The organism is Dongia mobilis (assembly GCF_004363235.1).
Classification (GTDB): Bacteria; Pseudomonadota; Alphaproteobacteria; order Dongiales; family Dongiaceae; genus Dongia; species Dongia mobilis.
Genome location: NZ_SNYW01000006.1, coordinates 670039 through 692608 on the forward strand (window position 1 = coordinate 670039; position 22570 = coordinate 692608).

At 64.5% G+C, this 22570-nt stretch carries 25 protein-coding genes and 2 tRNA genes; 18 read left to right on the forward strand and 9 right to left on the reverse strand.

What is annotated here, in order from left to right; translation table 11 throughout:
* Positions 1-57 precede the first annotated feature (57 nt).
* The 7 genes from A8950_RS04675 to A8950_RS04705 all read left to right on the forward strand — a co-directional run bounded on the left by A8950_RS04675 (position 58) and on the right by A8950_RS04705 (position 6070).
* Positions 58-462: a flagellar basal body rod protein FlgB gene (locus A8950_RS04675; RefSeq protein ID WP_166644999.1), complete on the forward strand. Its 405-nt coding sequence runs from the start codon at positions 58-60 to the stop codon at positions 460-462.
* Between the two features lie 61 nt (positions 463-523).
* Positions 524-931: a flagellar basal body rod protein FlgC gene (flgC, locus tag A8950_RS04680; protein ID WP_133612425.1), complete on the forward strand. Its 408-nt coding sequence runs from the start codon at positions 524-526 to the stop codon at positions 929-931.
* Positions 932-979: 48 nt separating this feature from the next.
* A complete protein-coding gene (gene fliE / locus A8950_RS04685; protein WP_133612426.1) occupies positions 980-1294 on the forward strand; it encodes a flagellar hook-basal body complex protein FliE in 315 nt (104 codons plus the stop codon).
* A gap of 96 nt (positions 1295-1390) precedes the next feature.
* A complete protein-coding gene (gene fliQ, locus A8950_RS04690) occupies positions 1391-1651 on the forward strand; it encodes a flagellar biosynthesis protein FliQ (RefSeq protein WP_133612427.1) in 261 nt (86 codons plus the stop codon).
* A 10-nt stretch (positions 1652-1661) separates the two neighbouring features.
* Entirely contained in the window at positions 1662-2423 is a 762-nt protein-coding gene (locus A8950_RS04695; RefSeq protein WP_133612428.1) for a flagellar biosynthetic protein FliR, read from the forward strand.
* Positions 2424-2432: 9 nt separating this feature from the next.
* On the forward strand, positions 2433-3503 hold the full coding sequence (gene flhB / locus A8950_RS04700; RefSeq protein WP_133612429.1) for a flagellar biosynthesis protein FlhB: 1071 nt from the start codon (positions 2433-2435) through the stop codon (positions 3501-3503).
* An 86-nt stretch (positions 3504-3589) separates the two neighbouring features.
* Complete coding sequence (locus A8950_RS04705) at positions 3590-6070, forward strand: response regulator (protein ID WP_133612430.1); 2481 nt, start codon at positions 3590-3592, stop codon at positions 6068-6070.
* 91 nt (positions 6071-6161) lie between these two features.
* Here the strand turns inward: A8950_RS04705 and A8950_RS04710 are convergent, their stop codons facing one another.
* Complete coding sequence (locus A8950_RS04710) at positions 6162-6539, reverse strand: HU family DNA-binding protein (protein WP_322090924.1); 378 nt, start codon at positions 6537-6539, stop codon at positions 6162-6164.
* Between the two features lie 189 nt (positions 6540-6728).
* On the opposite strand from A8950_RS04710, the gene A8950_RS04715 reads away from it, so the two are divergent.
* The 3 genes from A8950_RS04715 (at position 6729) to A8950_RS04725 (ending at position 7480) form a co-directional block, all read left to right on the forward strand.
* A tRNA-Pro gene (locus A8950_RS04715) sits at positions 6729-6805 on the forward strand.
* Between the two features lie 231 nt (positions 6806-7036).
* Positions 7037-7345, forward strand: coding sequence for an ETC complex I subunit (locus tag A8950_RS04720; RefSeq protein ID WP_133612432.1), 309 nt, complete (start codon positions 7037-7039; stop codon positions 7343-7345).
* 58 nt (positions 7346-7403) lie between these two features.
* Positions 7404-7480: transfer RNA gene (locus A8950_RS04725), tRNA-Arg, on the forward strand.
* Between the two features lie 133 nt (positions 7481-7613).
* Here the strand turns inward: A8950_RS04725 and A8950_RS04730 are convergent.
* Both A8950_RS04730 and A8950_RS04735 read right to left on the reverse strand, forming a co-directional pair.
* Complete coding sequence (locus A8950_RS04730; RefSeq protein ID WP_133612433.1) at positions 7614-8594, reverse strand: TerC family protein; 981 nt, start codon at positions 8592-8594, stop codon at positions 7614-7616.
* Positions 8595-8658: 64 nt separating this feature from the next.
* Positions 8659-9498 carry a universal stress protein gene (locus tag A8950_RS04735; RefSeq protein WP_133612434.1) on the reverse strand — a complete coding sequence of 280 codons (840 nt, stop codon included), beginning with the start codon at positions 9496-9498 and terminating at the stop codon, positions 8659-8661.
* Between the two features lie 243 nt (positions 9499-9741).
* On the opposite strand from A8950_RS04735, the gene nhaR reads away from it, so the two are divergent.
* Positions 9742-10734 carry a transcriptional activator NhaR gene (gene nhaR / locus A8950_RS04740; RefSeq protein ID WP_243735527.1) on the forward strand — a complete coding sequence of 331 codons (993 nt, stop codon included), beginning with the start codon at positions 9742-9744 and terminating at the stop codon, positions 10732-10734.
* A 96-nt stretch (positions 10735-10830) separates the two neighbouring features.
* Here nhaR and A8950_RS04745 read toward each other — a convergent pair whose 3' ends face one another.
* A complete protein-coding gene (locus A8950_RS04745; protein ID WP_133612435.1) occupies positions 10831-11265 on the reverse strand; it encodes a DoxX family protein in 435 nt (144 codons plus the stop codon).
* A gap of 154 nt (positions 11266-11419) precedes the next feature.
* Between A8950_RS04745 and A8950_RS04750 the strand changes: the two genes are divergently transcribed.
* Entirely contained in the window at positions 11420-12313 is an 894-nt protein-coding gene (locus tag A8950_RS04750; RefSeq protein WP_133612436.1) for a LysR family transcriptional regulator, read from the forward strand.
* Positions 12314-12325: 12 nt separating this feature from the next.
* Here A8950_RS04750 and A8950_RS04755 read toward each other — a convergent pair whose 3' ends face one another.
* Positions 12326-12565 carry a hypothetical protein gene (locus tag A8950_RS04755; protein ID WP_133612437.1) on the reverse strand — a complete coding sequence of 80 codons (240 nt, stop codon included), beginning with the start codon at positions 12563-12565 and terminating at the stop codon, positions 12326-12328.
* 265 nt (positions 12566-12830) lie between these two features.
* On the opposite strand from A8950_RS04755, the gene A8950_RS04760 reads away from it, so the two are divergent.
* The 6 genes from A8950_RS04760 to A8950_RS04785 are packed head-to-tail and all read left to right on the forward strand — an operon-like array spanning position 12831 to position 18916.
* Entirely contained in the window at positions 12831-14069 is a 1239-nt protein-coding gene (locus tag A8950_RS04760) for a dienelactone hydrolase family protein (protein ID WP_133612438.1), read from the forward strand.
* Between the two features lies 1 nt (position 14070).
* On the forward strand, positions 14071-15579 hold the full coding sequence (locus A8950_RS19630; RefSeq protein WP_133612439.1) for an SDR family oxidoreductase: 1509 nt from the start codon (positions 14071-14073) through the stop codon (positions 15577-15579).
* 10 nt (positions 15580-15589) lie between these two features.
* Complete coding sequence (locus A8950_RS04770; RefSeq protein ID WP_133612440.1) at positions 15590-16381, forward strand: ABC transporter ATP-binding protein; 792 nt, start codon at positions 15590-15592, stop codon at positions 16379-16381.
* On the forward strand, positions 16368-17072 hold the full coding sequence (locus A8950_RS04775; RefSeq protein WP_133612441.1) for an ABC transporter ATP-binding protein: 705 nt from the start codon (positions 16368-16370) through the stop codon (positions 17070-17072). Before A8950_RS04770 ends, A8950_RS04775 begins: the two co-directional genes overlap by 14 nt.
* A gap of 6 nt (positions 17073-17078) precedes the next feature.
* A complete protein-coding gene (locus tag A8950_RS04780) occupies positions 17079-17969 on the forward strand; it encodes a branched-chain amino acid ABC transporter permease (RefSeq protein WP_133612442.1) in 891 nt (296 codons plus the stop codon).
* Between the two features lie 2 nt (positions 17970-17971).
* On the forward strand, positions 17972-18916 hold the full coding sequence (locus A8950_RS04785) for a branched-chain amino acid ABC transporter permease (protein ID WP_243735528.1): 945 nt from the start codon (positions 17972-17974) through the stop codon (positions 18914-18916).
* Here A8950_RS04785 and A8950_RS04790 read toward each other — a convergent pair.
* The 4 genes from A8950_RS04790 to kynU all read right to left on the reverse strand — a co-directional run bounded on the left by A8950_RS04790 (position 18913) and on the right by kynU (position 22569).
* Positions 18913-19578: a haloacid dehalogenase type II gene (locus A8950_RS04790; RefSeq protein WP_133612443.1), complete on the reverse strand. Its 666-nt coding sequence runs from the start codon at positions 19576-19578 to the stop codon at positions 18913-18915. The genes A8950_RS04785 and A8950_RS04790 overlap by 4 nt on opposite strands.
* A 72-nt stretch (positions 19579-19650) precedes the next feature.
* Positions 19651-20856, reverse strand: a complete 1206-nt coding sequence (locus A8950_RS04795; RefSeq protein WP_208109734.1) for an ABC transporter substrate-binding protein — start codon at positions 20854-20856, stop codon at positions 19651-19653.
* A gap of 58 nt (positions 20857-20914) precedes the next feature.
* Positions 20915-21157, reverse strand: a complete 243-nt coding sequence (locus A8950_RS04800) for an Lrp/AsnC ligand binding domain-containing protein (protein ID WP_133612444.1) — start codon at positions 21155-21157, stop codon at positions 20915-20917.
* 170 nt (positions 21158-21327) lie between these two features.
* Positions 21328-22569, reverse strand: coding sequence for a kynureninase (gene kynU, locus A8950_RS04805; RefSeq protein ID WP_133612445.1), 1242 nt, complete (start codon positions 22567-22569; stop codon positions 21328-21330).
* Between the last annotated feature and the right edge of the window lies 1 nt (position 22570).

Here is a 22570-nt window from a genome sequence, read left to right on the forward strand (position 1 = left end):
GGCCGGCGGGCGGTTCCGACCCGGCTGGGCCCGATCGGCATGAATGGAGCGAAGCGGATGGATATCAGCAACATCCCGTTGTTCGAGCGGATTTCGCAGCGCATGGCCTGGCTGGGCGAGCGCACCCGCGTATTGTCGCAGAACATTGCCAATGCCGATACCCCCGGCTATCGCCCGAAGGATGTCGTGCCGCTCGATTTCGACGCCGAGATGCGCCGGCTCGAGCCGGTGGAGCCGCGCCGCACCAGCGAGCGCCATCTCACCGGCACCGTGCCGCCGGCGGGTGGTTTCGACGCCAGAAAATCAAAGAAGTTCTATGAGCAGGCGCGCGAGGAGAATGCGGTGGTGATCGAGGAGCAGATGATGAAGCTCTCCGAGACGCAGGTGACTTACAACATGATGGTCAATCTCTACCGCAAGCATATCGATATGTTCAAATCGGCGATCGGCCGCAATGTTTGACCCGGGTACTTCCGGGGTGTGATCTGGCAGCGGCCGCGTTCGGCCGCCATGGGAGCGAGCCATGGAGTTTTTCGATTCGATGTTTATCTCGGCATCAGGCATGCGCGCCCAGGGCCAGCGCCTGCGCGTCATCGCCGAGAACATCGCCAACGCCGAATCCGTGGGCGAAACCCCGGGCCAGGATCCCTATCGCCGCAAGGTGATCGCCTTCAAGAACTACCTCGACCGCGGCCTGCAGGCGGACGTGGTCAAGGTCTCCAAGGTCGGCACCGATCCCAGCGAATTCCGCCGCCGCTACGAGCCGGGCCATCCGGCCGCGGATGACCAGGGTTATGTCAGCTATCCCAACGTGAATTCGCTGGTCGAGATGACCGACATGCGCGAGGCGCAGCGCTCCTACGAAGCCAATCTGAAGGTCATCGAGACGTCGCGCGCAATGCTGTCGCGCGCCATCGACATTCTGCGCTGATGCGCGCGCCGGAAAGCGGCCCAGAAAGCTACAAGGAGCCGATAAGCCATGGCTGATCCGATTACCGCCGGCAATGCCGTCAGCGCCTACAACGCGGCGGCAAAATCGATGGGCGTTCGCGGCATGGAGCCGCGCGAGGAAATCGGCGTCAGCTTCGGCGAGTTGCTGCAGAGCGTCAAGGACAAGGCGATCGCGACCGGCAAGGCCGACGAGCAGCAGGCCATGAAGGCGACGGCGGGCGACGCCAATGTGACCGACGTGGTGAGCGCGGTGTCTGCCGCCGAGGTGACGCTCCAGGCGGTCACGGCGGTACGCGACCGGGTGATTTCCGCCTATCAGGAAATCCTGCGCATGCCCATATGATCGCGCCGGATGTCGTTCCGTCCGCGGTTGATGCTATAGTGAATTTTTGAGGCGACGGCGACCGGTGCCGGCGCGGGCAAGCGCGGAACGCGTGTCATGGATGAGGCGGCACTTCTCGAGATCACCCGGCAGTCGGTCATTACGCTGCTGAAGATCGCCACGCCGATCATGCTGGTGGCGCTGGTGGTCGGCCTCATCATATCGCTGTTCCAGGCACTGACCCAGATCCAGGAAGCGACGCTCACCTTCGTGCCGAAGATCCTGGTGGTCTTCGTCTCGCTGCTGCTGTTCGCGCCATTCATGCTGCATACCCTGGTCGATTTCGCCGAGGAACTGATGGCGCGGGTTACCGGCTGAACGGGCGGCGATGTCGATCACCGAATTCCTGACCGCCTCGGTCTTCCAGTATTTCCTGGTTTTCGCGCGGGTCGGCGGCGCCATCGCGTTCCTGCCTGGCTTCGGCGAAGGCTATGTGGCGGTCCGGGCTCGTCTGGTCTTCGCGCTGTTCTTCACGCTGGTCCTCTTTCCCATGCTGCGCGACAGTGTGCCGCCGACACCGACCCATCCGACGGCACTCGGCCTGTTGGTCCTTGGCGAGGTTACGATCGGCGTGTTCTTCGGGCTGATCTGCCGGGTGTTGCTGATGGCGGCCCTCGCTGCCGGCATGGTGATCGCTCTCCAGATCGGCATCGCCAATGCCTTCACCAATGACCCGACAACGGCGCAGCAGGGCGCCGTCACGGGCAATTTCCTGGTCGCGGCGGCGGTGGTGCTGATCTTCGCGACCGGACTCGATCACGTCACCCTGCGCGCCTTGGTCGGGACCTATGGCGTCTTTCCGGTCGGCGAAATGCCCAATCTCGGCGACATGGCCGACATGTTCACGCGCATCGCCGGAGACAGTTTTCTGCTGGCCCTGCAGATGACGGCCCCGTTCCTGGTCTATGGCCTCATCGTTCAGGTCGGCATGGGATTGCTGGCACGATTGATGCCGACGCTGCAGGTTTTCTTCGTCATCATGCCGCTGCAGCTCCTGGTCGGCTTCGGTCTGATGTCGGTCACCGTTTCGGCATCGCTGATCTGGCTGCTCAACGTCTATCAGGACCGGCTGTCGCCGTTCCTGAACTGAGAGGACGTCGTGGCGGAAGATACCGACGACTCACAAAAAACCGAGGACCCGACCAGCAAGCGCCTGGACGAAGCACGGACCGAGGGCAATGTCGCGCGCTCGCAGGAGGTCAACCATCTCCTGATGATCCTGGCCTTCACGATCTCCATCATCATGTTCTCGGCAATGGTGGCTGGCGCCATCCGCGACGCCTCCATGCCGTTCCTGGCCTCGCCGGACCAGGTGCCGAGCGACCTCGGCCACCTGATCGACACAGCCTGGAAGCTGCTTGGCCTGATCATGCTGGCCGGCATCGGCCCGCTGGTGCTGGCCGTGCTGGCGGCCTTCGGCTCCAGCTATCTGCAATTCGGCCTGCTCTGGTCGCCGGCTAATTTGATGCCAAAGCTCAGCAAGATCTCGCTCCTGGCCGGCTTCAAGCGCATGTTCTCGCTGCGTTCGGTGACCGAGTTGCTCAAGGGCGTGCTCAAGCTCAGCATCGTCGCCGCCATCATCGGCTATCTGGTCATGCCCTCCATCGGCGATCTGCATGCGCTGATTGGCATGGAAATCGTGCAGCTGCTGGCGGCGATGCGCGACAATGTCTATATCGTCCTGATCGGCGTCACCGCGGTCATGGCGGCGGTAGCCGGCGCCGATTTTCTCTATCAGCGCTACGAGTACATCAAGGGCCTGCGCATGTCGCGCCAGGAACTGAAGGACGAGTTCAAGCAGACCGAGGGCGATCCGCTGGTCAAGGGCAGGCTGCGCCAGTTGCGCATGGAGCGCGCGCGCCGGCGCATGATGGGCGAGGTGCCGAAGGCCGATGTGGTGGTGACCAACCCGACGCATTTCGCCGTGGCGCTGAAGTACAGCCAGCTGGAGATGGCCGCCCCGAAGGTCATCGCCAAGGGCGTTGACAAGATGGCACAGCGCATCCGCGAGGTGGCGAAGGAGGCGGATGTGCCGGTGATCGAGAATCCGCCGCTGGCGCGCGGCCTCTACGCCGCGGTCGATATCGATGAGGAGATTCCGGCCGAATATTACAAGGCGGTCGCCGAGATCATCTCCTATGTCTACAAGCTGAAAAAACGGCGATACTGATCGTCGGCATTGCTGCCGGCACCCTGTGGACGCCGCGGCGGGATCGGTTAAACTCGCGGACCGATCATGACCAACCGGGGCGGTGCATGGCATCCAGATCCAGCTTTTGTCGCAACCGCGTGCTGCTTGCGGGATCGATCGGCTGCTGCGTCGCGACCGTTCCGCTGACGGCCATCGGCCAGGACGGCCCGGGAGCCTTGGCGACCGAGACCGGGCCCGTCGTCCCGCTGGTCCTTTTCCTGGCCGTGATCGGGGCTGCATTGCTGGCTGGGGGAGCTCTTGCTCTGGCCTGGTGGCGGGCTATGCGCCGGCGCGACCTGGTCCTTGCCAGCCTGAATGCGACCGGCCGGGCGCGGCAGCTGGTGGATGCGCGCGGGCGCGTACTGCTGGCCAATCTTGCCTTCGAGCGGCTGTTCGGCCGCCGCGACGAGCCCCTGCCGCGCCTGCTGGAAAGCCGCCTGGCGCCGGAATCCGACGCCGCCGAGATCCTGCGCCAGCTCAAGCGCAGCGTGGTCGAGGGGGGGCGCGGCCGCAGCGAGATCGAGATCGCCGGCAGCGACGGCAACAGCGACTGGTACGACGTATCCGCCCGCGCGATCGCCGAATTTCCGGGCCACATCTTGTGGGGCGCCGAACTGGTCACCGCGCAGCGCCAGATCGAGGAATTCATCCGCTCCGACCACGAGAAATTCGCCGATCTCATCGAACATGCGCCGATCGGCTTCTATTCCGTGGACGAGGCCGGCCGCTTCCTGTTCGTCAATTCGACCCTGGCCAGCTGGCTGGGTTTCCTGCCGAGTGACGACGGCGGCTATCGCCAGTGCCTGCACGATCTGGTCGCGGAACCGCTGCCGCCGGGGCATCCGCCCCATAGCCCGTTTCGCGACCCCAAGGCCAGTAGCGGCGAGGTGGTTCTGTGCGGACCCAACGGGCGCAGCTTCCAGGCCTTCGTCCGTCACGACGTCGCCACCATGCAATCCGCGCCGAGCGGGCAGCCGCGCCTGCGCACACGCTCGGTGGTGCACGATCTCTCCCGCGAACGCGAGCTGGAAAGTGCGGTCCAGGTCTCCGAACAGTATTTCCAGCGCTTTTTCGAAGAGGCGCCGGCCAGCATCGTGATGCTGGATTCGGCCGGCCGGATCGAACAGGCAAACCCGGCCTTCCAGCAGCTGATCATCGGCGCCGAGTGGGCGCAGGCACGTTTCGTCGATCTGGTGCAGCCGGAGGAACGCGCGCTCGCGGAGGCGCATCTGACCCAGGTTATGGAGAAGGGGCGCGCTGGGCAGCCACTCACCGTGCGCCTGGTCGGCGATACGCCACGATCGGTAACGATTTATGCCTCACGCCGCGAGGACAAGGGGCGCGCCATCGGCCAGATTCTGCACCTGATCGATGCCACCGAGCAGAAGCGGCTCGAGGCGCAATTCGCCCAGTCACAGAAGATGCAGGCCGTCGGACTTTTGGCCGGCGGCATTGCGCATGATTTCAACAACCTGCTGACCGCGATGATCGGGTTCTGCGACCTGCTGCTGCTGCGGCACAAGGCCGGCGACCAGTCCTTCGCCGACATCATGCAGATCAAGCAGAATGCCAACCGTGCGGCCAACCTGGTGCGACAGCTGCTGGCCTTCTCGCGGCAACAGACCCTGCAGCCGCGCGTGCTTGATGTCACCGACGTTCTGGCCGAGCTGTCGCATCTCATCCGGCGATTGATCGGCGAGAATATCGAGCTTGCCATGGAGCATGGCCGCGACCTAGCTTCGGTGCGTGCCGATGCCGGCCAGTTGGAACAGGTCATCATCAATCTCGCGGTCAATGCGCGCGATGCCATGCCGGATGGCGGCCGTCTGCTGATCAGGACCCGCAACACGACGACGACCGAGCCGATCAGCCGCGGCGTTGAGGTAATGCCGCCCGGCACCTACGTGCTGATCGAGATGGCTGATACCGGTTCCGGTATCCCGCCAGAGATACTCGACCGCATTTTCGAACCGTTCTTCTCCACCAAGGCGGTGGGCTCCGGCACCGGCCTCGGCCTGTCCACGGTCTATGGCATCGTGCGGCAGACCGGTGGCTTCGTCTTCGTCGACAGCCAGCTGGGCCGCGGCACCACCTTCCGCATCTATCTGCCGCAGCACGCCGCGAACGGCGCCGCGACGACGCGGCTCGACCATGCCGAGGACCAGCCCCGCGACCTCACCGGCATTGGCACCGTGCTGCTGGTGGAGGACGAGGATGCCGTGCGCCTGTTCTCGGCCCGCGCGCTGCGGAACAAGGGCTACAAGGTGCTGGAAGCGCGCAGCGGCGAGGCGGCGCTGGAGATCATGAACGAGCAGGTCGACGGTATCGATCTTATCATCAGCGATGTGGTCATGCCCAACATGGACGGGCCGACGCTGATCAAGCTGGTGCGCCAGAGACGGCCGGATCTCAAGGTGATCTTCATCTCTGGCTATGCCGAGGACGACTTCCGGCGCAAGATCGACGCCGGCGAGGAGGCCCATTTCCTGATGAAGCCGTTCACGCTGAAGCAACTCGCCGCCAAGGTGAAGGACGTGCTTGAGTGATCCTGGCCGGCGATGATCCATCCCCCAAAAGACAACGCCGCGCCCGGTGGGGCGCGGCGTTATCGAAAGACCTGATCGGCCGGGGGAACTGTTAGATCGAGTCCTTCAGTTCCTTGGCGGCGCGGAAGGCGATCTTCTTCGAGGCCTTGATCTTGATGGCTTCGCCGGTCGCCGGATTGCGGCCCATGCGCGCCGGACGCTTGCGCACCTGGAAGATGCCGAGGCCGGGAATGCGAATCTTGTCGCCCTTCTTCAGGTGCTTGCCGACGGCGGCGATCAGGTCGCCCAGCAGCTCGTTGGCCGCCTTCTTCGACAATTCATGCTTTTCGGCGAGATCGTTGCCGAGCTGTTTCAGGGTGACGGTCTTTTGCGGTGCAGTAGCCATGATAAGCCCCTCTGTCTCCAATGATGCCCAAACGGGTGGTCCCGAGGATCGAGCATAAACGCCGTCAGAATGAGTCGCAAACAAAGAAAGCGCTGCCTACGCGACAGAAATGCGCTTGACGCGGGGCTTTCTGATGGGGCGAGGGGTGGGCGGGAATCGGCCGTGGCGTGGGCGCTGCGGGCGAATCGATGTCTGGCACGGCCATCCGAAATCCGCCTTTGCACTTTGCTCGCGGTTTGATAAAAGGGCCCGAAATGCTTGATTTTGCGGGATCGGGGTGTAGCTCAGCCTGGTAGAGTACCTGCTTTGGGAGCAGGGTGTCGCTGGTTCGAATCCAGTCACCCCGACCATTCCGGGTCAAGCATGCGGCGTTGGCCGTTGGCCACGGAGCAAAGGGAACGGTCAGGTTTTCCGGCATTTGATGGCTGGCATTCCGACGCTCCGCGATGCAACAAATCTGTGACGGGCGGGGCCCGGTGCGACTGCGTAGGATCAGGGGCGACCGCTTCGGATCAGTTGCGACCGGGCCGGATGGCCAGACAGCGCGGTCGGCGGGGCAAGGACAAGGAACGAGGTGGATCATGGTGGCGCGCATCTTTCGGCCGGCGAAATCGGCCATGCAATCGGGCCGCGGCGGACGCGGCGCCGACTGGGTGCTGGAATTTGCCCCGCAATCCCGGCGCGAGGCCGATCCGCTGATGGGCTGGACGTCGAGCAATGACACGCGCCGCCAGGTGCGGCTGACCTTTGCCAGCAAGGACGAGGCGGTGGCCTATGCGACGCGCGAGGGCATCGCCTTCGAGATACAGGAGCCCAAGGAGCGCGGCGTGGCGCCGAAAGCCTATGCCGACAATTTCCGCTTCGACCGCATCGGCCGCTGGACCCATTGAAACCGTCGCGCCGACAGCGGATGGCCCCAGTGGCCGATCCTTTGGCCGATCAAGCGCCGACCCCGTAGCTCAGCTGGATAGAGCAATTGCCTTCTAAGCAATAGGTCGCAGGTTCGAATCCTGCCGGGGTCGCCAATGCCCGCAAGATCGGAGGTTCCGGTACTTGCCGGGCAGGTGGGCAATACTCGGGGCAACCCGGGTTCGGATCCACCTGATGAGAAACCCGGCCAGGCCCTCCGGCAGGTGCGATCCCGGGCTCCCCGCTCGCCTAATGCGTCGTTCCGGCGCGGCTCTTCCAGAGTGAAAACACGACACCGCCGGCGATCAGGGCGAGCGTGATGCTGAGCGAGATCCCCGGATCGAGTTTGCCGACGATCTGGTTCCAGAAGATCTTGATGCCGATGAAGATCAGCACGATGGCAAGCGCGTATTTCAGATATTCAAAGCGGTGCACCATGGCAGCGAGTGCGAAGTAGAGCGCGCGCAGGCCCAGGATCGCCATGATGTTGGCGGTAAAGACGATGTAGGTGTCGGTCGTGATGGCGAAGATCGCCGGCACGGAATCAACCGCGAAGATGAGGTCGGCAACGTTGATGACCACCAGCGCGAGGAAGAGCGGCGTCGCGCAGCGGACCAGTTTGCCGGTCTGCGGATCCGGCTTGCGGACGAAGAAATGCGATCCATGCAGCTCGCTGGAGATCGGCATGCGCTTGGAGAGAAAGCGCACGATGGGGTTCTTCGAGACGTCCATGTCCCCTTCGCCGACGACGAGGATCTTGATTCCCGTGGCGATCAGGAAGACCCCGAAAATATAGAGGATCCACTCATATTGCTGAACGAGGGCGGCGCCCAGCCCGATCATGATGCCGCGCAGCACCAATACGGCGATGATCCCCCAGAGCAGCGCGCGATATTGATACCGGGCAGGAATGGCAAAATAGCTGAAGATCAGCGAAATGACGAAGACATTGTCGATCGACAGGGCTTTCTCGAGGGCATAGCCGGTAAAGTACTCCATGCCTGACTTGGGCCCCATCGACCACCATAGCCACCCACCGAAAACGAGCGCGATCGCGATATAGAAGGCCGAAAGGATCAGGCTCTCGACAACGCCGAGTTCCTTGTCCTGGCGGTGCAGAACGCCAAGATCGAAGGCGAGCAGGGCACCGACAATGGCCAGGAAGGTGAGCCAGAGCCAGACCGACTTTCCGAGGAAGCTGCTGGTCAGGAATTCAACGAGTAGTTCCATGGAAAAATCCTTGCTTTCCTATGCCCGTCAACGCGCGATGGCGCATGGCGGTGTCCGCTGCTGCTCAGTGCGACAGGAGTACCGGCAGTTTCGGGTGGGAGATGACCGATTTCGTCGCCCCGCCCAGGATGAAATTGCGCAGGCGCGAGTGGCCGTAGGCGCCCATCACGAGCAGGTCGATGCGATGCCGGGCTACATATTCATCGAACACCTGCCCGATGCTCCGCCCACCGGCCTGCTCCTCGTCCAGGATGATTTCGATACCGTGACGGGCGAAATGCTGGCTGAGTTCGACGCCCGAGCGCTTGGTCTCAATCGTCTTCTCCTGCGTGACCGTCATCACGCGTATGGATTTGGCGCGCTGCAGGATCGGCATGGCATCCGCGATTGCCCGGGCCGCAGGCCGGCTAAAATCCCATGCCACGCCGATGACGTCGGCAGAAAGGGCGCCGTGGGATTCCGGAAGGATGATCGTCGGCCTGCCGGAACCGAAGACGACGTTCTCGGCGATGTATTGCTGGAGCCCCAACTCGGCGCCGATCGGGATCAGCGTGATATCGTGCAGCCTGGCGTGCTCGGTGACGATGCCGGCGACTTCGGACGTCGTGCATGTTTCGACGATATGCTCGTGCGGAAGGCCGCGCTTCGTCGCCGCGGCCTCAAATGCGGCAATGAGTTTTTCCGTATTCGCCACGCTCTTCTGCCGCTCGGCCGCGACCATCCCGGACAGGTTCAGCAGAGAGCTGGCCAGAGGATTGCCGGCACTTGGAATTTCGATCTTGAAGGCCAGTGCCGTGAGGTGAGCCCCGCATGTCGCGGCGAAATCGACCGCCTGCTCGATGACGGCATCAGGGGTTGCGGTCGGATAGCTGTTGAGCTGGAGCAGGACATCCTTGATGGCCATTCTATGTTCTCCTTGATTGACCCGGCGCCGCACGAGCCAGCGCCGCTGCCGAGACACTGACGTAGTTCATTCTGTCTGCCAGGAATACCTGCTGCAATTGGGCCATGCGGCCGAGAAAGGCACCCGGATGCCGCTGCCCATGGGTGTGTCCGGGCCAACCGCATGGGGCGGGTTGCCGGGGCAAGACCTATCTCTGCTTTGATGGCAGTCCCGCCGCGCGCCAAGCCGACGCGGTATGTAGGCTTGATCGAAACCCAGAAAAAGCAGATAATTTGCAGCAGAAAGTTCGGAAAAAACTGCGATTCACACTGGTTGGACGTGCTCAACTACCGGCAGCTTCATTACTTCTGGAAGGTGGCAAGGGCTGGCAGCATTGCCCGCGCCGCCGAACAGCTGAACCTTGCCCCCCAGACCATCAGCGCGCAGATCGACACGCTGGAGGAAGGGCTGGGAACGGAATTGTTCCGGCGTGTTGGGCGCCGGCTGGAATTGACGGCGGCGGGTCAACTGACGCTTTCCTATGCCGACGAGATATTCCAGATCGGCAGGGAACTCGAGGAGACCGTGCGCAACCGCCCGGGCCGGGGCGATATGCTCTTCCGGGTAGGGATCGCGGATGTCGTGCCAAAGTCGATCGCCTATCGGCTGCTGGCGCCGGCTCTGGGCAGTGCCGGGCGGGTGCGCCTGATCTGCCGCGAAGACAAGCTGGATCGGTTGTTTGGCGAACTGGCAATTCACAAACTCGATCTCGTGATCGCCGACCGGCCGCTGCCGTCCGGCCTGGGTGTCAAGGGGTACAGCCACGTTCTGGGAAGCACGCCGATGGCTTTTTTTGCGGTCCGCAGCCTCGCCGCGCGCTATCGCGGGGAGTTTCCGCAATCCCTTCGTGGTGCTCCCATGTTGATCCCGGGTGACGGCGCGGCGGTGCGCGGCGCGCTCATCCGCTGGTTCAGCGAGTATGCGGTGGATCCGCATATCGTCGGCGAGTTCGACGACACGGCGCTGATGAATGCCTTCGGCAAGGCCGGCGCCGGCCTGTTTCCGGCACCGACGATCCTGGCGGAGGAAATGGACCGCCAATATAACGGCGAGCTTGTCGGCCAGGCCGAGGGTGTCAGCGCGAAGTACTTCGCCATCTCGGTCGAGCGCAGGCTGACCCACCCTGCCGTCGTCGCGATCACCGCGGCGGCAAAGACGGACCTCTTCGTCGAGGCCAAGCCGGCCAACTCATCTTGAGTGTGTGAGGCAGCCTGCGCGGTTGCCGATGGCACCGGGCGACAAGGGACGCCGGTGGCATGGCGCCGGTGCCCCTTTGCCGAGGTCGCCGATCGGTCAGGCCCGGGCCGCCTGCGACGCTGCCTTGACCTTGCCCGACACGTTGTCGAGCGCATAGGCGCCGCTGCCAAGGAGCGCAGCCGCCAGCGACACGACAATCAGGAAAATCGGATATTCCCAGCCGCCATTGGCTGCGCTGAAAACCCAGCCATTGCCGATATGGACCCAAGTAGCGCCGAGAAGGACCGGCAGCAAAGCGAGGGCAACGAGCCGGGTGCGGAAACCGAGGATGAGGGCGATACCGCCCAGCGTCTCGGCGGCGAAGGTGAGATAGGCGAGAAAGGCCGGAAGCCCGATCGATTCGAAGAACTGGGCGGTGCCGGCCAGGGTGAAGGTCAGGTATTTCAGGATGAAGCCGTGGGCAAGAAACATGATGCCGAGGGAGACCCGCAGCAGCAGGGCGGCGAGGTCGGCTTTGCTGATAGCATTCATGGGTTGTGGTCCTTTCCAGGTCGTTGGCTGCAACGGATGGGGCCGTCGGAAGTGAAACCCGTGCAGTAAGTCACCGCAGCAATATCGTGCGTTGTGTTTTCGCGATGAACTGGCCATAAATGGGCATCTGTCATTGCAATAGCGCACAGGTCGAATGGCCAACGCACTGGAATGGAACGATTACCGGGTCGTGCTGGCAATTCAGCGGACCGGTGGCCTGGCGCCCGCGGCACGCTTGCTGGGCGTCAACCATGCGACGGTCTTCCGCCAGGTGAATGCGATGGAGGCGCGGCTGGGTGCGCGGCTTTTCGACCGGCACCGCAGCGGCTATGGCCTCACCGCCGTGGGCGAGGTGGCACTGGCCGCGGCCGAGGTGATGGAGACCCAGGTCCTGGCCGCCGAGCGCCGCATGGCTGGCGGCGATCTCAGCCTAAACGGCACCATCCGCGTCACCGCGCCCGACGACATGGTTGAGCATCTGCTGCTGCCCATCTTTGCCGATTTCCAGGGGCGCTACCCGCAGATCGAGTTGGAGATCATTGTCGACAATCGCTTTCTCAACCTCTCCCGGCGCGAAGCGGACATCGCGATCCGGCCTACCGCCGCGGCGCCCGAAGCGATGGTCGGCGTCAATGTGGGGCCGCTGGCCATGGCGATCTATGGCGCGGCTGCGCTGGCGGACCGCGCCGCAGCCGGTGCGCGCGTGACGGATCTGCCCTGGGTCGGATGGGAGGATGGCGCCGATTCAATTGCTTTCGGCGGCTACTTCCGGCGTCTCGATCCGCGTCCTGCGTTTCTCTACCGCGCCAATTCGCTGCTGGCCCAGATTTCCGCCGTGGAACGTGGCCTCGGCGTCGCCTTGTTGCCGTGCTTTGCCGGCGATTCGATCGCTGGGCTGGTGCGGATCGGTCCGCCCGACAGCAGCACGGGATCCTTCCTGTGGCTGCTGACGCATCCGGATCTGCGCCGCGCGGCACGCATCCGCGCCTTTATCGACTTCGTTGCGGCGGCGTTGCGCCGCAAGCGTCGCCTGCTGGCGGGTAGTTGACGGGGGAGCCAGCTATCTGATGCCGCAGGTTCCGATCGCCTGTACCGGGCAATCGGGAAATTCCGGCAGATCGATCGGCGCGCTTTCATAGATCGCGAAAATGGCGAACCCGGCGAGGAACAGGCCGAACAAGGCAGCGCCGCCGCGCTCGTGCCGCACATTCTCCTCCCGGGGCTCCGGGCGCAGGAGATCGTCCCGTCTTCCTTCCTGCGGGCGGGCATCGCGGGTCAGCACATCCAATCTTGCGGCCATGGCTTGGCTTTCGTCAGGTCTTTCGGTCAGGGTCCGGATTACTCCGGGCACTCTTGGGATATATGGCGTCGGCCGGCCGAATCTGGTAGCGGCAAGGCGTCACAGGGGGGCATTCTGGGCAACGCGCAGCAAGGAGCGGGCCGGCACCTCAAGCCGGCCGAATTCTTGCCAAGAACGGAGCGATCGGGCAGTTTTCTTGCCAATCCCGGCAGCTCCGTTGCGGCAGCCGCAAGGACGAAAAACGACCAACAGGGAGCAAGGCACCATGGCGGGCACCTACATCACCATCGACGCACCCGGCGGCGGCCAGTTCCGCGCCTATCTGGCTGAGCCGAGGGGGAAGAAGGGCAAGGCGCCAGGCATCGTGCTGTGCCAGGAAATCTTCGGTATCAATGCCTATGTACGCGAGACGGCGGATTATTATGCTGAGGAGGGCTATGTCGTCCTTGCCCCCGATCTCTTCTGGCGCATGGAGCCCGGTGTCGACATGGGCTATTCGCCCGAGGAATGGCAGCGCGCCTTCGGCTTCTTCCAGAAATTCGACGTCGACCAGGGCATCGAGGATGTCCGCGCCACGGTGAAGGCGCTGCGTGCGCGTGCCGATTGCAGCGGCAAGGTCGGCGTGCTCGGTCATTGCCTCGGCGGCAAGCTGGCCTATCTGACGGCGGCCCGCGTCGATGTCGATGCCGCGGTCGGCTATTACGGCGTCGGCATCGAGGCGGCGCTGGACGAGGCGAAGAACATCAAATGCCCGACCGTCCTGCATTTCGCCGAACTTGACCAGTATTGCGGCAACGAGGCGCGCGACCAGATCTATGCCGCGCTCAAGGACCGGCCGGAGATCGAACTCTATACCTATCCCGGCGTCGACCACGCCTTTGCCCGTACCATGGGCGATCACTACGACAAGCCCAGCAGCATCATGGCGCATTCGCGCTCGATTGCCGTGTTCCGCAAGGCGATCGGGCCGCGTTACGATCTCTCTGGCCTGTGGGACCAGCACTGCTATCACGAATTCGCCACGCGCGATGTCGCCGCCACCATGAAGACCATGGTGGATGAGCCCTATGTCAACCACATCCCGACCATGACCGGCGGTGTCGGGGCGAAGGAACTGGCGCGCTTCTATCAGCACCATTTTGTCAACGCCAATCCGGCCGACACCAAGCTCATTCCGATTTCGCGGACCATTGGCGCTGACCGTGTCGTCGACGAGATGCTGTTCTGCTTTACTCACGACCGCGAGATAGACTGGATGCTGCCGGGCGTAAAACCCACCGGCAAGTACGTCGAAATTCCCCTGGTCGCCATCGTCTGCTTTCGCGGCGACAAGCTCTATAACGAGCACATCTATTGGGACCAGGCCTCGGTCCTGGTTCAGATCGGTCTTCTGGACCCGAAAAACCTGCCGACCGCAGGCGCCGAGACGGCGAAGAAGCTGCTGGATGAGAAGCTGCCCTCGAACACGCTGATGCAGCGTTGGGCGGAAAGCGCCGGCAAGTAACATGGGCAATCCGCTGAAAGTGAAGCTGGCTGCCGGTGGATGCATCACCTGCCACTGGGCAACGATCGGGTCGCCATCGGTGGCCGAAATCATGGCGGAGTCCGGCCCGGACAGCGTCGTCTTCGATCTGCAGCATGGTCTTTGGGACCGCGCCGGGCTGGAGCACGCGATCGGGCTGGTGCGGCATCGCGCCGTGCCGGTGGTGCGCAGCGCCGATGACAGCGACTTCGCCATCGGCTCGGTCCTGGATGCCGGTGCCGGTGCCCTCATCGTGCCGATGGTCGATACCGCCGAGCAGGCGCGCGCGGTCGTGCGCAAGGCCAAGTACCCGCCGCTGGGCAGCCGCTCCGGCGGCGGCACGCGGCCGATGCTGGACTACAAGAGCTATATCGGCGGCGCCAATGACGACATCCTGGTGGCCGTCATGATCGAGACCGCCGAGGCGGTCGCCAATGCCGCCGAGATCGCGGCCGTGCCCGGTATCGACATTCTTTTCATCGGCCCGTTCGACCTCTCCATGTCGCTCGGCACCTTCCCCGAATTCGGCCCCAGGCACGAGGCGGCGGTGCAATCCGTGCTGGCCGCCGCCAGGGCCCATGGCAAGGCCTGCGGCATCTTCACGCCCTATGCCACAATGGCGGCCGAGCGCCGTGCCCAGGGTTTCCAGTGGGTCGTCCTCGCCTATGACCAGGGCCTGGTGCAGGACGGCGCCAAGGGTGCCGTCGCCCGCGCGGCCACGGGCAGCGGTCCCGACCTGCTGCGCAACGCCGTCGCGCTGGTCAGCGGCGCCAATGGCGGCATCGGCAGCGAGATTGTGCGCGCGCTGCTGCGCGCCGGGGTTGCCAGAATCCATTGCGCCGCGCGCCATCCGGACAGCCTGCGCAGCCTGACCGCGGTGGCGCCGGACCGGCTGGTGCCGCTGGCGCTCGACGTCACCGATCCCGCCAGCATCGCGGCAGCGGCCAAATCCTGCGGCGACGTCACCCTGCTCATCAACAATGCCGGCTGGAATTCCAACGAAGGGCTGTTCGTCGAGAACGCGCTCGCCAATGCGCGGCGCGAGATGGAGACCAACTATCTCGGTACGCTGGCCATGGCGCAGGCGTTCCAGCCGATCCTGGCGAAGAACGGCGGCGGCGCCATGGTCAACCTCGTCACCATCGTTGCCCATGTGAACCTGCCCCTGATGTCGACCTATGCCGCTTCCAAGGCGGCGTTGCTGTCGCTGACGCAAGGCTTGCGCGCCGAGCTGAAGCAGCAGGGTACCCATGTCATGGGCGTGCTGCCGGGGGCGGTGGACACGCCGATGACGCCCGGTTTCGAGGGCATGAAGATGCGCCCGCATGCGGTCGCCGAGGCGATCATCGAGGGATTGCGCGTCCGGCAGGAGGATATCTATCCGGGCGCCATGGCCGCCGGCGTCGCCGCCGGCCTGGCGCTCAACGCCAAGGGCGTCGAGCACGAGTTCGCCAACTACCTGCCGGAGCGCTCCGCGGCGCGGCCGCAGTGAACCGCCAAGGATGATCCGCGTCGACAATATCACGAAGCGGTTCGGCGGCATTCGCGCCGTCGACGACTGCTCGCTGCACGTGACGAAGGGATCGATCACCGGGCTGATCGGGCCCAACGGTGCGGGCAAGTCGACCCTCTTCAATATCATCGCCGGGACGTTCCCGCCGGATGGCGGCTCGGTCCAGCTCGACGGCGTGGACGTGACCGGCTGGCCGGCGCATCGCCTGTTCCGAGCCGGCCTCGCCCGCACCTTCCAGATCGCCCACGAATTCGCACGCATGACTGTGCTGGAGAACCTGCTTGCGGTGCCGGCCGGCCAGGCGGGCGAGAACCTGCTGACCGCCTGGACCGGCTGGGCACGGGTGCGACGCGAGGAAGCCGCCATCCGGCAGCGCGCCGAGGCGGTGCTCGGCGAATTGCGCCTCGAGCATGTCGCCCACGAACTGGCCGGCAATCTCTCCGGCGGCCAGAAGAAGCTGGTGGAACTGGCTCGTACCATGATGTGGCAGCCCAAGGTCGTGCTGCTGGACGAAATCGGCGCCGGCGTCAACCGCACGCTGCTTTCCGAGATTGCCGGCGAGATCGAGCGGCTGAACCGCGATCACGGCTATACCTTCTTCGTCATCGAACACGACATGGACCTGATCGCGCGGCTGTGCCACCCGGTCATCGTCATGGCCGAGGGGCGTGTCCTCACGCAGGGCTCGATGGCGGAGATCCGCCGCAACGAGGCGGTGATCGAGGCCTATCTCGGCGGCGGCAGGACCAACCAGAACGGGGCAGGAATTGGCGCTGCTTGAAGCACAGGGGATGGTCGGCGGCTATGGCGGGATGGACATCCTCAACGGGGTCGACATCACGGTCGATACGCAGGAGATCGTGGTCATCATCGGTGCCAATGGCGCCGGCAAGTCGACCGCGATGAAGGCATTATTCGGCCTGGTCGCCCTGCGCGGCGGCAATGTCCGCTTCGACGGCGCCGACGTAACCGGGCTTGCCCCCAATCATCTCGTGGCGCGCGGCATGGGCTATGTGCCACAGGAGCGCAATGTCTTTCGCAACCTGACGGTGCGCGAGAATCTGGAGATGGGCGCCTTCCTCAAACCGGCCGCGACGGCACGCGTCATGGCGCAGGTCTTCGACCTCTTCCCCGTCCTGGCCGAGAAGGCGAAGCAGCCGGCAGGCGAGCTTTCCGGCGGGCAGCGTCAGATGGTGGCGGTCGGCCGCGCGCTGATGGCCGAGCCCAGGCTCCTCATGCTGGACGAACCGACGGCGGGTCTGTCGCCGCTGGTGATGGAGCAGATCTTCGAGCGCATCGTCGCCGTCAACCGGGCCGGCATCGGCATCCTGCTGGTCGAGCAGAACGCCCGCCAGGCGCTTGCCATCGCCCATCGCGGCTATGTGCTGGCCACCGGACGCAACCGCTTTGCCGGCACCGCCGCGGCCCTGCTCGGCAATCCCGATATTGGCCAATCCTTCCTGGGCGGGTGAGGCGACATGGCCGAGTTCATCAACCTCTATCTCATTCCCGGTATCGCCATCGGTTGCATCTATGCGCTGGGTGCCGTCGGCATCTCGCTGGTCTTTGCCATCCTGCGCTTCGCCCATTTCGCCCATGGCGACGTGATGACGCTGGGCGCCTATATCGCCTATTCGCTGGTGGCGGCGTTCGGCTGGTCAGTCTATGCGGCGCTGCCCTTTGCCCTGCTGGGCGGTGCCATCGCCTGCGTCGCCATCGATCGCACGGTCTATCGGCCGTTCCGCCGGGCGCCCGGCATCATCGTGGTGATCGCATCCTTCGGCGTCATGCTGGTACTGCGTTCGGCCATCCAGCTTGGCTGGGGTGTCGACGTGCTGGCCTACGAGACCGGCATCCGCCGGCCCCTGCCGCTCTTCGGCGACATCAGGATGGCGCAGAAGCACATCATCATCATCGCCGTATCAATTGCCATTGCCGCGGCGCTGCACTGGTTCCTGAGTTCCAGCCGCATGGGCAAGGCGATGCGCGCGATGAGCGATGACGCCGATCTCGCCCGGGTCTCCGGTATCGACACGGAACGGGTGGTGCGCTGGACCTGGCTCATCGGCGGCGGGCTGGCAGCCGCAGCCGGCATCTTCGCCGGCATCAATACCAAGCTGCATCCCGGCATCGGCTGGGATCTGCTGCTGCCGCTCTTCGCGGCGGCGATCCTGGGCGGCATCGGCCGGCCCTATGGCGCCATTGTCGGCGGGCTTTCTATCGGCATCGCGCAGGAAGTGGCGACCTATCCCTGGATCGGCGGCGATCCCCTGGTGCCGCCGGCCTACAAGAACGCGGTCGCCTTCTTCGTCATGGTGGCGATGCTGGTCTGGCGCCCGACCGGCCTGTTCAAGGGCAGGGTGCTCTAGCCATGGATATCACGCTCTACGGCCTGATGATGTACGGCCTTGCCCTCCTCACCATGATGGCGATCTATGGGGTGCTCTGCCTCGCCCTCAACCTGCAATGGGGTTTTGCCGGGCTGTTCAATGCCGGCATTGCCGGCTTCTTCGCTGTCGGCGCCTACGCCACCGCGATCCTGACGGCGCCGGAAAGCCCCAATCACCTCGGCGGCTATGGCTGGCCGCCGCTTCTCGCCTTGCCGGTCGCCATGGCGCTGGCCGGCATCATTGCCTGGCCGGTCGGTCGCATCTGCCTCGGCCTCAAGGGCGACTACCTCGCCATGGCGACTATCGGTATCGCCGAGATCATCCGCCTTGTCTTCAAGAACGAGAGCTGGCTCGCCAACGGCACCATGGGTATTTCCACCGTGCCGCGGCCGTTCGAAAGTCTCGGCCAGCCCTGGGGCAATCTCGCCTTCCTGGCCCTGGTCCTCGCGATCGTGATCGCCCTCTATTTCTCTGCCGAGCGCGCCTGGGTGTCGCCCTGGGGCCGCGCCATGCGTGCCATCCGCGACAACGAGACGGCCGCCGCCGCCATCGGCAAGGACGTGGTCCGCTTCCGCCTCGAGGCCTTCGTCCTCGGCGCCATGGTGATGGGGCTGGGCGGCGGCCTCTCCGCCATGTATTTCAAGTTCATCGGCGCCACCGCGACCGAGCCGCTGCTGACCACCTTCCTGGTCTGGGTGATGCTGATCATCGGCGGCAGCGGCAACAACAAGGGCGCATTGCTGGGTGCGGCACTGGTCTGGCTGATTTGGTCGGGGACCGAGCTCTTTACCAACCGCCTGCCGGCGGAATGGATCACGCGCTCGTCCTATATCCGTACCTTGCTGATCGGCGTACTGCTGATTGTGGTGCTGCAGCGCTTCGCAAAGGGCGTGCTGCCGGAACGGCCGCCGAAACGGATCGACTAGGCGATCTGCTCTGCCAGCAAATCAAGCGTCGGAATCTGCCGCGCCACGCGTGGCAGATCATATTCCACCGGTCCAATTTGGCGGCGCAGCCAGAACACCTGGAAGCCGAAACGCGCGGCCCCCATGGCATCCCAGGCATTGCTGGAAACAAAGCCGATCCGGTTGGGCGGCAGGTCCAGTCTCTCGCAGGCCATCCGGTAGACCCGGGGATCCGGCTTGTAGAGTTGCAATCCCTCGACCGATAGGAGCGGATCGAGCTGTCGGTCGAGGCCGGCTGCCGCGAAGGCTTCGCGCAGCATGGCGCCGGTACCGTTGGAGAGGACGCCAACGGTCAGCTTGCGCGCTCGCAGCTTTTGCAGGGTCGCGGCGACGTCGGGATAGGCATCCAGCACGCTATAGGCATCGAGGAGATCGATGCGCAGAGCCGCATCCGTGACGCCGTGCTGCGCCAGCGCGAAATCGAGCGCGCGGGCGGTGAGCAGGTCGAAGGGCTGGTAGTCGCCGGCAAGGGTCAGCGTCCAGGTGTATTCCAGCTGCTTCTGCCGCCACAGAACGGACACCGCCGTTGCCGCGTCGCCCAGCCGCGCACGATGCCGGGCCACGCTGGCATGGACGTCCAGCAGGGTGCCATAGGCATCGAACAGCACGGCTCCTAGATTCACGTCGCCTCCCGGAAATGACGAACGGCCCGCCCGTCAACCTTGCAGGCGGGCCGTTCCGGATCTGTCCGGCCGTTACGGGTTGACCAAGCCGACCTGCTTGTAGCCGTCGCCCTCGACCACGAAGTGGCCGATCACGCCGGGGATGTCGCCATTACCATCGAATTCCATCTCGCCGGTGGCGCCGGAATAGTCGATGTCCTTGCCGGCGGCCAGCAGTTCCTTGGCCTTCTTCCATTCGCCGGGCAGGATCTTCTCGCCCGGGGCGCTCGCCACTTCGCGCAGGGCGTCGCGCACCTTGGCGCGGTCGGTGGAACCCGCCTTTTCGACCGCGAGCGCAGCCAGCATCACCGAATCATAGGTCTGGCCGATGAAAATCTTGTCCTTCGTGGTCTGGAACTTCGCCGTATAGAGCGCCTCGAAGGCCGCTGCCGCCTCGCTTTCCGGTGCGGAGGGCGAGGTGAAGAAGGAATCCGCAAGGTTCTCGGCGCCGATCTGTTCGATCAGCTTGTTGTCGCGCAGGCCGTCGGTGCCGACAAAGCGGGTGAAGAGCCCGTTCTCCAACGCTTCCTTGACGATGGTGGTGCCGGAATCGCCGGCATAGGCGATTAGCACCAGCGCCTCCGGCTTGTCCTTGGCAAGGGTGCCGAGTTCGGACATGTAGCTTTGCTGCTTCTCCTCATGCTTCACCTCGGCCGCGATGGTTCCGCCGCCGGCCTTGTAGGCCGCGGCGAAGCCGGTCGCGAGCGGGGTCGCGTAATCGTTGTTGGCATAGGTGAGGGCCACCGTCTTGATGCCCTGGTCGAGCACCAGTCTCGCCAGCACGACCCCCTGATAGGCGTCGGAGGGCACGATGCGGAAGACGAAATCATTGTCATTCAGCGTGGTGAAATCGGGCGAGGTCGCGGTCGGCGAGATCTGCGGCACGCCGGCCGGGATGGTGACCGCGTTGGCGGCTGCCAGCGTGGTGCCCGACATCAGTGCGCCGGCAATCACCGGCACGTTCTCGATGTTGACCAGCTTGGTGGCGGCGTCGACGGCGCCCTGCGTGGTGCCGGTGGTATCGCCTACTGCCGCCACAGCCTTGCCACCCAGCAGACCGCCACCGTCATTAATCTCGTCGATGGCCAGGGTCACCGAATCCATCATCGGCGGGATGAAGCTGGCGATGGGGCCCGTGATGTCGAACAGGATGCCGATCTTGGTGTCGTCGGCCGCTGCCGGCGCGGCGGCAAGGATGGCGGCGCTGGCGGTCGCCAGCAGGATTGCACGCATGTTCATGATCCTATGTCTCCCAGATTGTTGCCCGCCTTGTGCCGGACGCGCCGGCCGGCGGGTTTTAGGTGAAGGCGTTGAAGGTGATGATGGTAAGGGTGTCCTTGACGAAGGGCAGGGTCTGCAATTCAGAAGTGACGAAACGGCCGACATCCATCTCGGCCGGCAGATAGCATTTCACCAGCAGGTCGTACTGGCCGGAGATCGAATAGAGCTCGGCGATCTGTTGCACGGAATCCAGCGCCTTCTCGGCTACCTCATAGGATTTGCCGGGTTCGCATTTCACCATCACAAAGATCGGCCGCATACTCTGGCTCCCATTCCCACTGCTTGCTCAACCGATGGCGCCGCCGCCAGTCGCCGCCATGTTGCCCCGGCGGCCGGGCAAAATCCAGCCCTGCCCGGCAGTCTGCCGACCGGCCCGGCGGCGAAACACGCCCATGTGATGGGTTCCGGACGATCGGATCGGCGGTCAGTTCAGGTGACGGCGGCGCGCTGGTGGAATTCCGGCCGGCGCCATTCCTCCTGCATCAGGACAGTCCTTAGCACGGCGACCGCGTCCCAGATGTCGGCAAAGCGCAGGTAAAGCGGGGTGAAGCCGAAGCGCAGCAGGTCGGGCGCCCGGAAATCGCCGATGACACCGCGCGCGATCAGCGCCTGCATGACCGCATAGCCGTGGCCGTGCGCATAGGAGACCTGGCTGCCGCGTGCGGCGCCGGCAGGCGGGCTCGCAAGGCTGAGGCCAAAACCGGCGCATTGCTGTTCCACCAGCCGGATCATCAGATCGCCGAGTGCCAGCGACTTCGCGCGCACCTGCTGCAGGTCGATCCCGGCAAAGGTGTCGAGGCCACATTCCAGGGCGGCCATGCTGATCACCGGCGGGGTGCCGACCTGAAAGCGGTCGATGCCGTCTCGCGGTGCGTAGCTGGTATCGAAATCGAACGGGCGCGCATGGCCGAACCAGCCGAACAGCGGCTGTTGCGCCCGGTCCTGCCAGTGCCGCGCCACAAACAGGAAGGCCGGCGCGCCCGGGCCGCCATTGAGGTATTTGTAACCGCAGCCGACGGCAAAATCCGCGCCGGTGCGGTCGAGTTCCACCGGCATGGCACCGGCGGAATGGGCAAGGTCCCACAAGGTAAGCACGCCATGGCTGCGCGCGCGTTCGTTGATCGCCGCCATGTCGTGGCGCCGGCCGGTGCGATAGTCCACCTCGGTCAGCATGACCACCGCCACATCCTCGGCGAGGCGTTCCATGACACCTTCCGGCGGCACCAGCTCAAGCCGGTGGTCGCGTCCCAGCAGCGCCGCCAGTCCCTGTGCCATGTAAAGGTCGGTCGGGAAATTGCCGCTGTCGGATAGGATCAACCGGCGCTGCGGATTGGCAGAGAGCGCGGCACTCAGCAGCTTGAAGACATTGAGCGAGGTGGAGTCGCAGACCAATACCTCGTCGGCCTGGGCGCCGACCAGCGGCGCGATCTTGGCGCCGAGGCGCCGTGGCAATTCCACCCAGCCATGCTTGTTCCACCCGGTAATGAGATCGTCGCCCCATTCCCGGGTGACCAGCCGGGCCAGCCTCTCCGGAGTCGCGCGCGGCAACGCACCCAGGGAATTGCCGTCCAGGTAGATGACGCCATCCGGCAGATGGAAGCGCACGCGGGCCGGGGCGAGGGGGTCGTCGCGATCCATCGCTTCGCAGGCTGCACGGTCGATTGTCGGCATC

Coding starts and splice junctions, on each gene's coding strand:
- fliQ (WP_133612427.1), top strand. CDS start 1,391: ATGGATGAGGCGGCACTTCTCGAGATCACCCGGCAGTCGGTCATTACG.
- A8950_RS19630 (WP_133612439.1), top strand. CDS start 14,071: ATGGGCAATCCGCTGAAAGTGAAGCTGGCTGCCGGTGGATGCATCACC.
- flgC (WP_133612425.1), top strand. CDS start 524: ATGGAGTTTTTCGATTCGATGTTTATCTCGGCATCAGGCATGCGCGCC.
- A8950_RS04695 (WP_133612428.1), top strand. CDS start 1,662: ATGTCGATCACCGAATTCCTGACCGCCTCGGTCTTCCAGTATTTCCTG.
- A8950_RS04780 (WP_133612442.1), top strand. CDS start 17,079: ATGGCCGAGTTCATCAACCTCTATCTCATTCCCGGTATCGCCATCGGT.
- A8950_RS04760 (WP_133612438.1), top strand. CDS start 12,831: ATGGCGGGCACCTACATCACCATCGACGCACCCGGCGGCGGCCAGTTC.
- A8950_RS04770 (WP_133612440.1), top strand. CDS start 15,590: ATGATCCGCGTCGACAATATCACGAAGCGGTTCGGCGGCATTCGCGCC.
- A8950_RS04755 (WP_133612437.1), bottom strand. CDS start 12,565: ATGGCCGCAAGATTGGATGTGCTGACCCGCGATGCCCGCCCGCAGGAA.
- A8950_RS04785 (WP_243735528.1), top strand. CDS start 17,972: ATGGATATCACGCTCTACGGCCTGATGATGTACGGCCTTGCCCTCCTC.
- A8950_RS04735 (WP_133612434.1), bottom strand. CDS start 9,498: ATGGCCATCAAGGATGTCCTGCTCCAGCTCAACAGCTATCCGACCGCA.
- A8950_RS04745 (WP_133612435.1), bottom strand. CDS start 11,265: ATGAATGCTATCAGCAAAGCCGACCTCGCCGCCCTGCTGCTGCGGGTC.
- A8950_RS04730 (WP_133612433.1), bottom strand. CDS start 8,594: ATGGAACTACTCGTTGAATTCCTGACCAGCAGCTTCCTCGGAAAGTCG.
- A8950_RS04800 (WP_133612444.1), bottom strand. CDS start 21,157: ATGCGGCCGATCTTTGTGATGGTGAAATGCGAACCCGGCAAATCCTAT.
- A8950_RS04705 (WP_133612430.1), top strand. CDS start 3,590: ATGGCATCCAGATCCAGCTTTTGTCGCAACCGCGTGCTGCTTGCGGGA.
- A8950_RS04720 (WP_133612432.1), top strand. CDS start 7,037: ATGGTGGCGCGCATCTTTCGGCCGGCGAAATCGGCCATGCAATCGGGC.
- fliE (WP_133612426.1), top strand. CDS start 980: ATGGCTGATCCGATTACCGCCGGCAATGCCGTCAGCGCCTACAACGCG.
- A8950_RS04750 (WP_133612436.1), top strand. CDS start 11,420: ATGGCCAACGCACTGGAATGGAACGATTACCGGGTCGTGCTGGCAATT.
- A8950_RS04795 (WP_208109734.1), bottom strand. CDS start 20,856: ATGAACATGCGTGCAATCCTGCTGGCGACCGCCAGCGCCGCCATCCTT.
- A8950_RS04675 (WP_166644999.1), top strand. CDS start 58: ATGGATATCAGCAACATCCCGTTGTTCGAGCGGATTTCGCAGCGCATG.
- kynU (WP_133612445.1), bottom strand. CDS start 22,569: ATGCCGACAATCGACCGTGCAGCCTGCGAAGCGATGGATCGCGACGAC.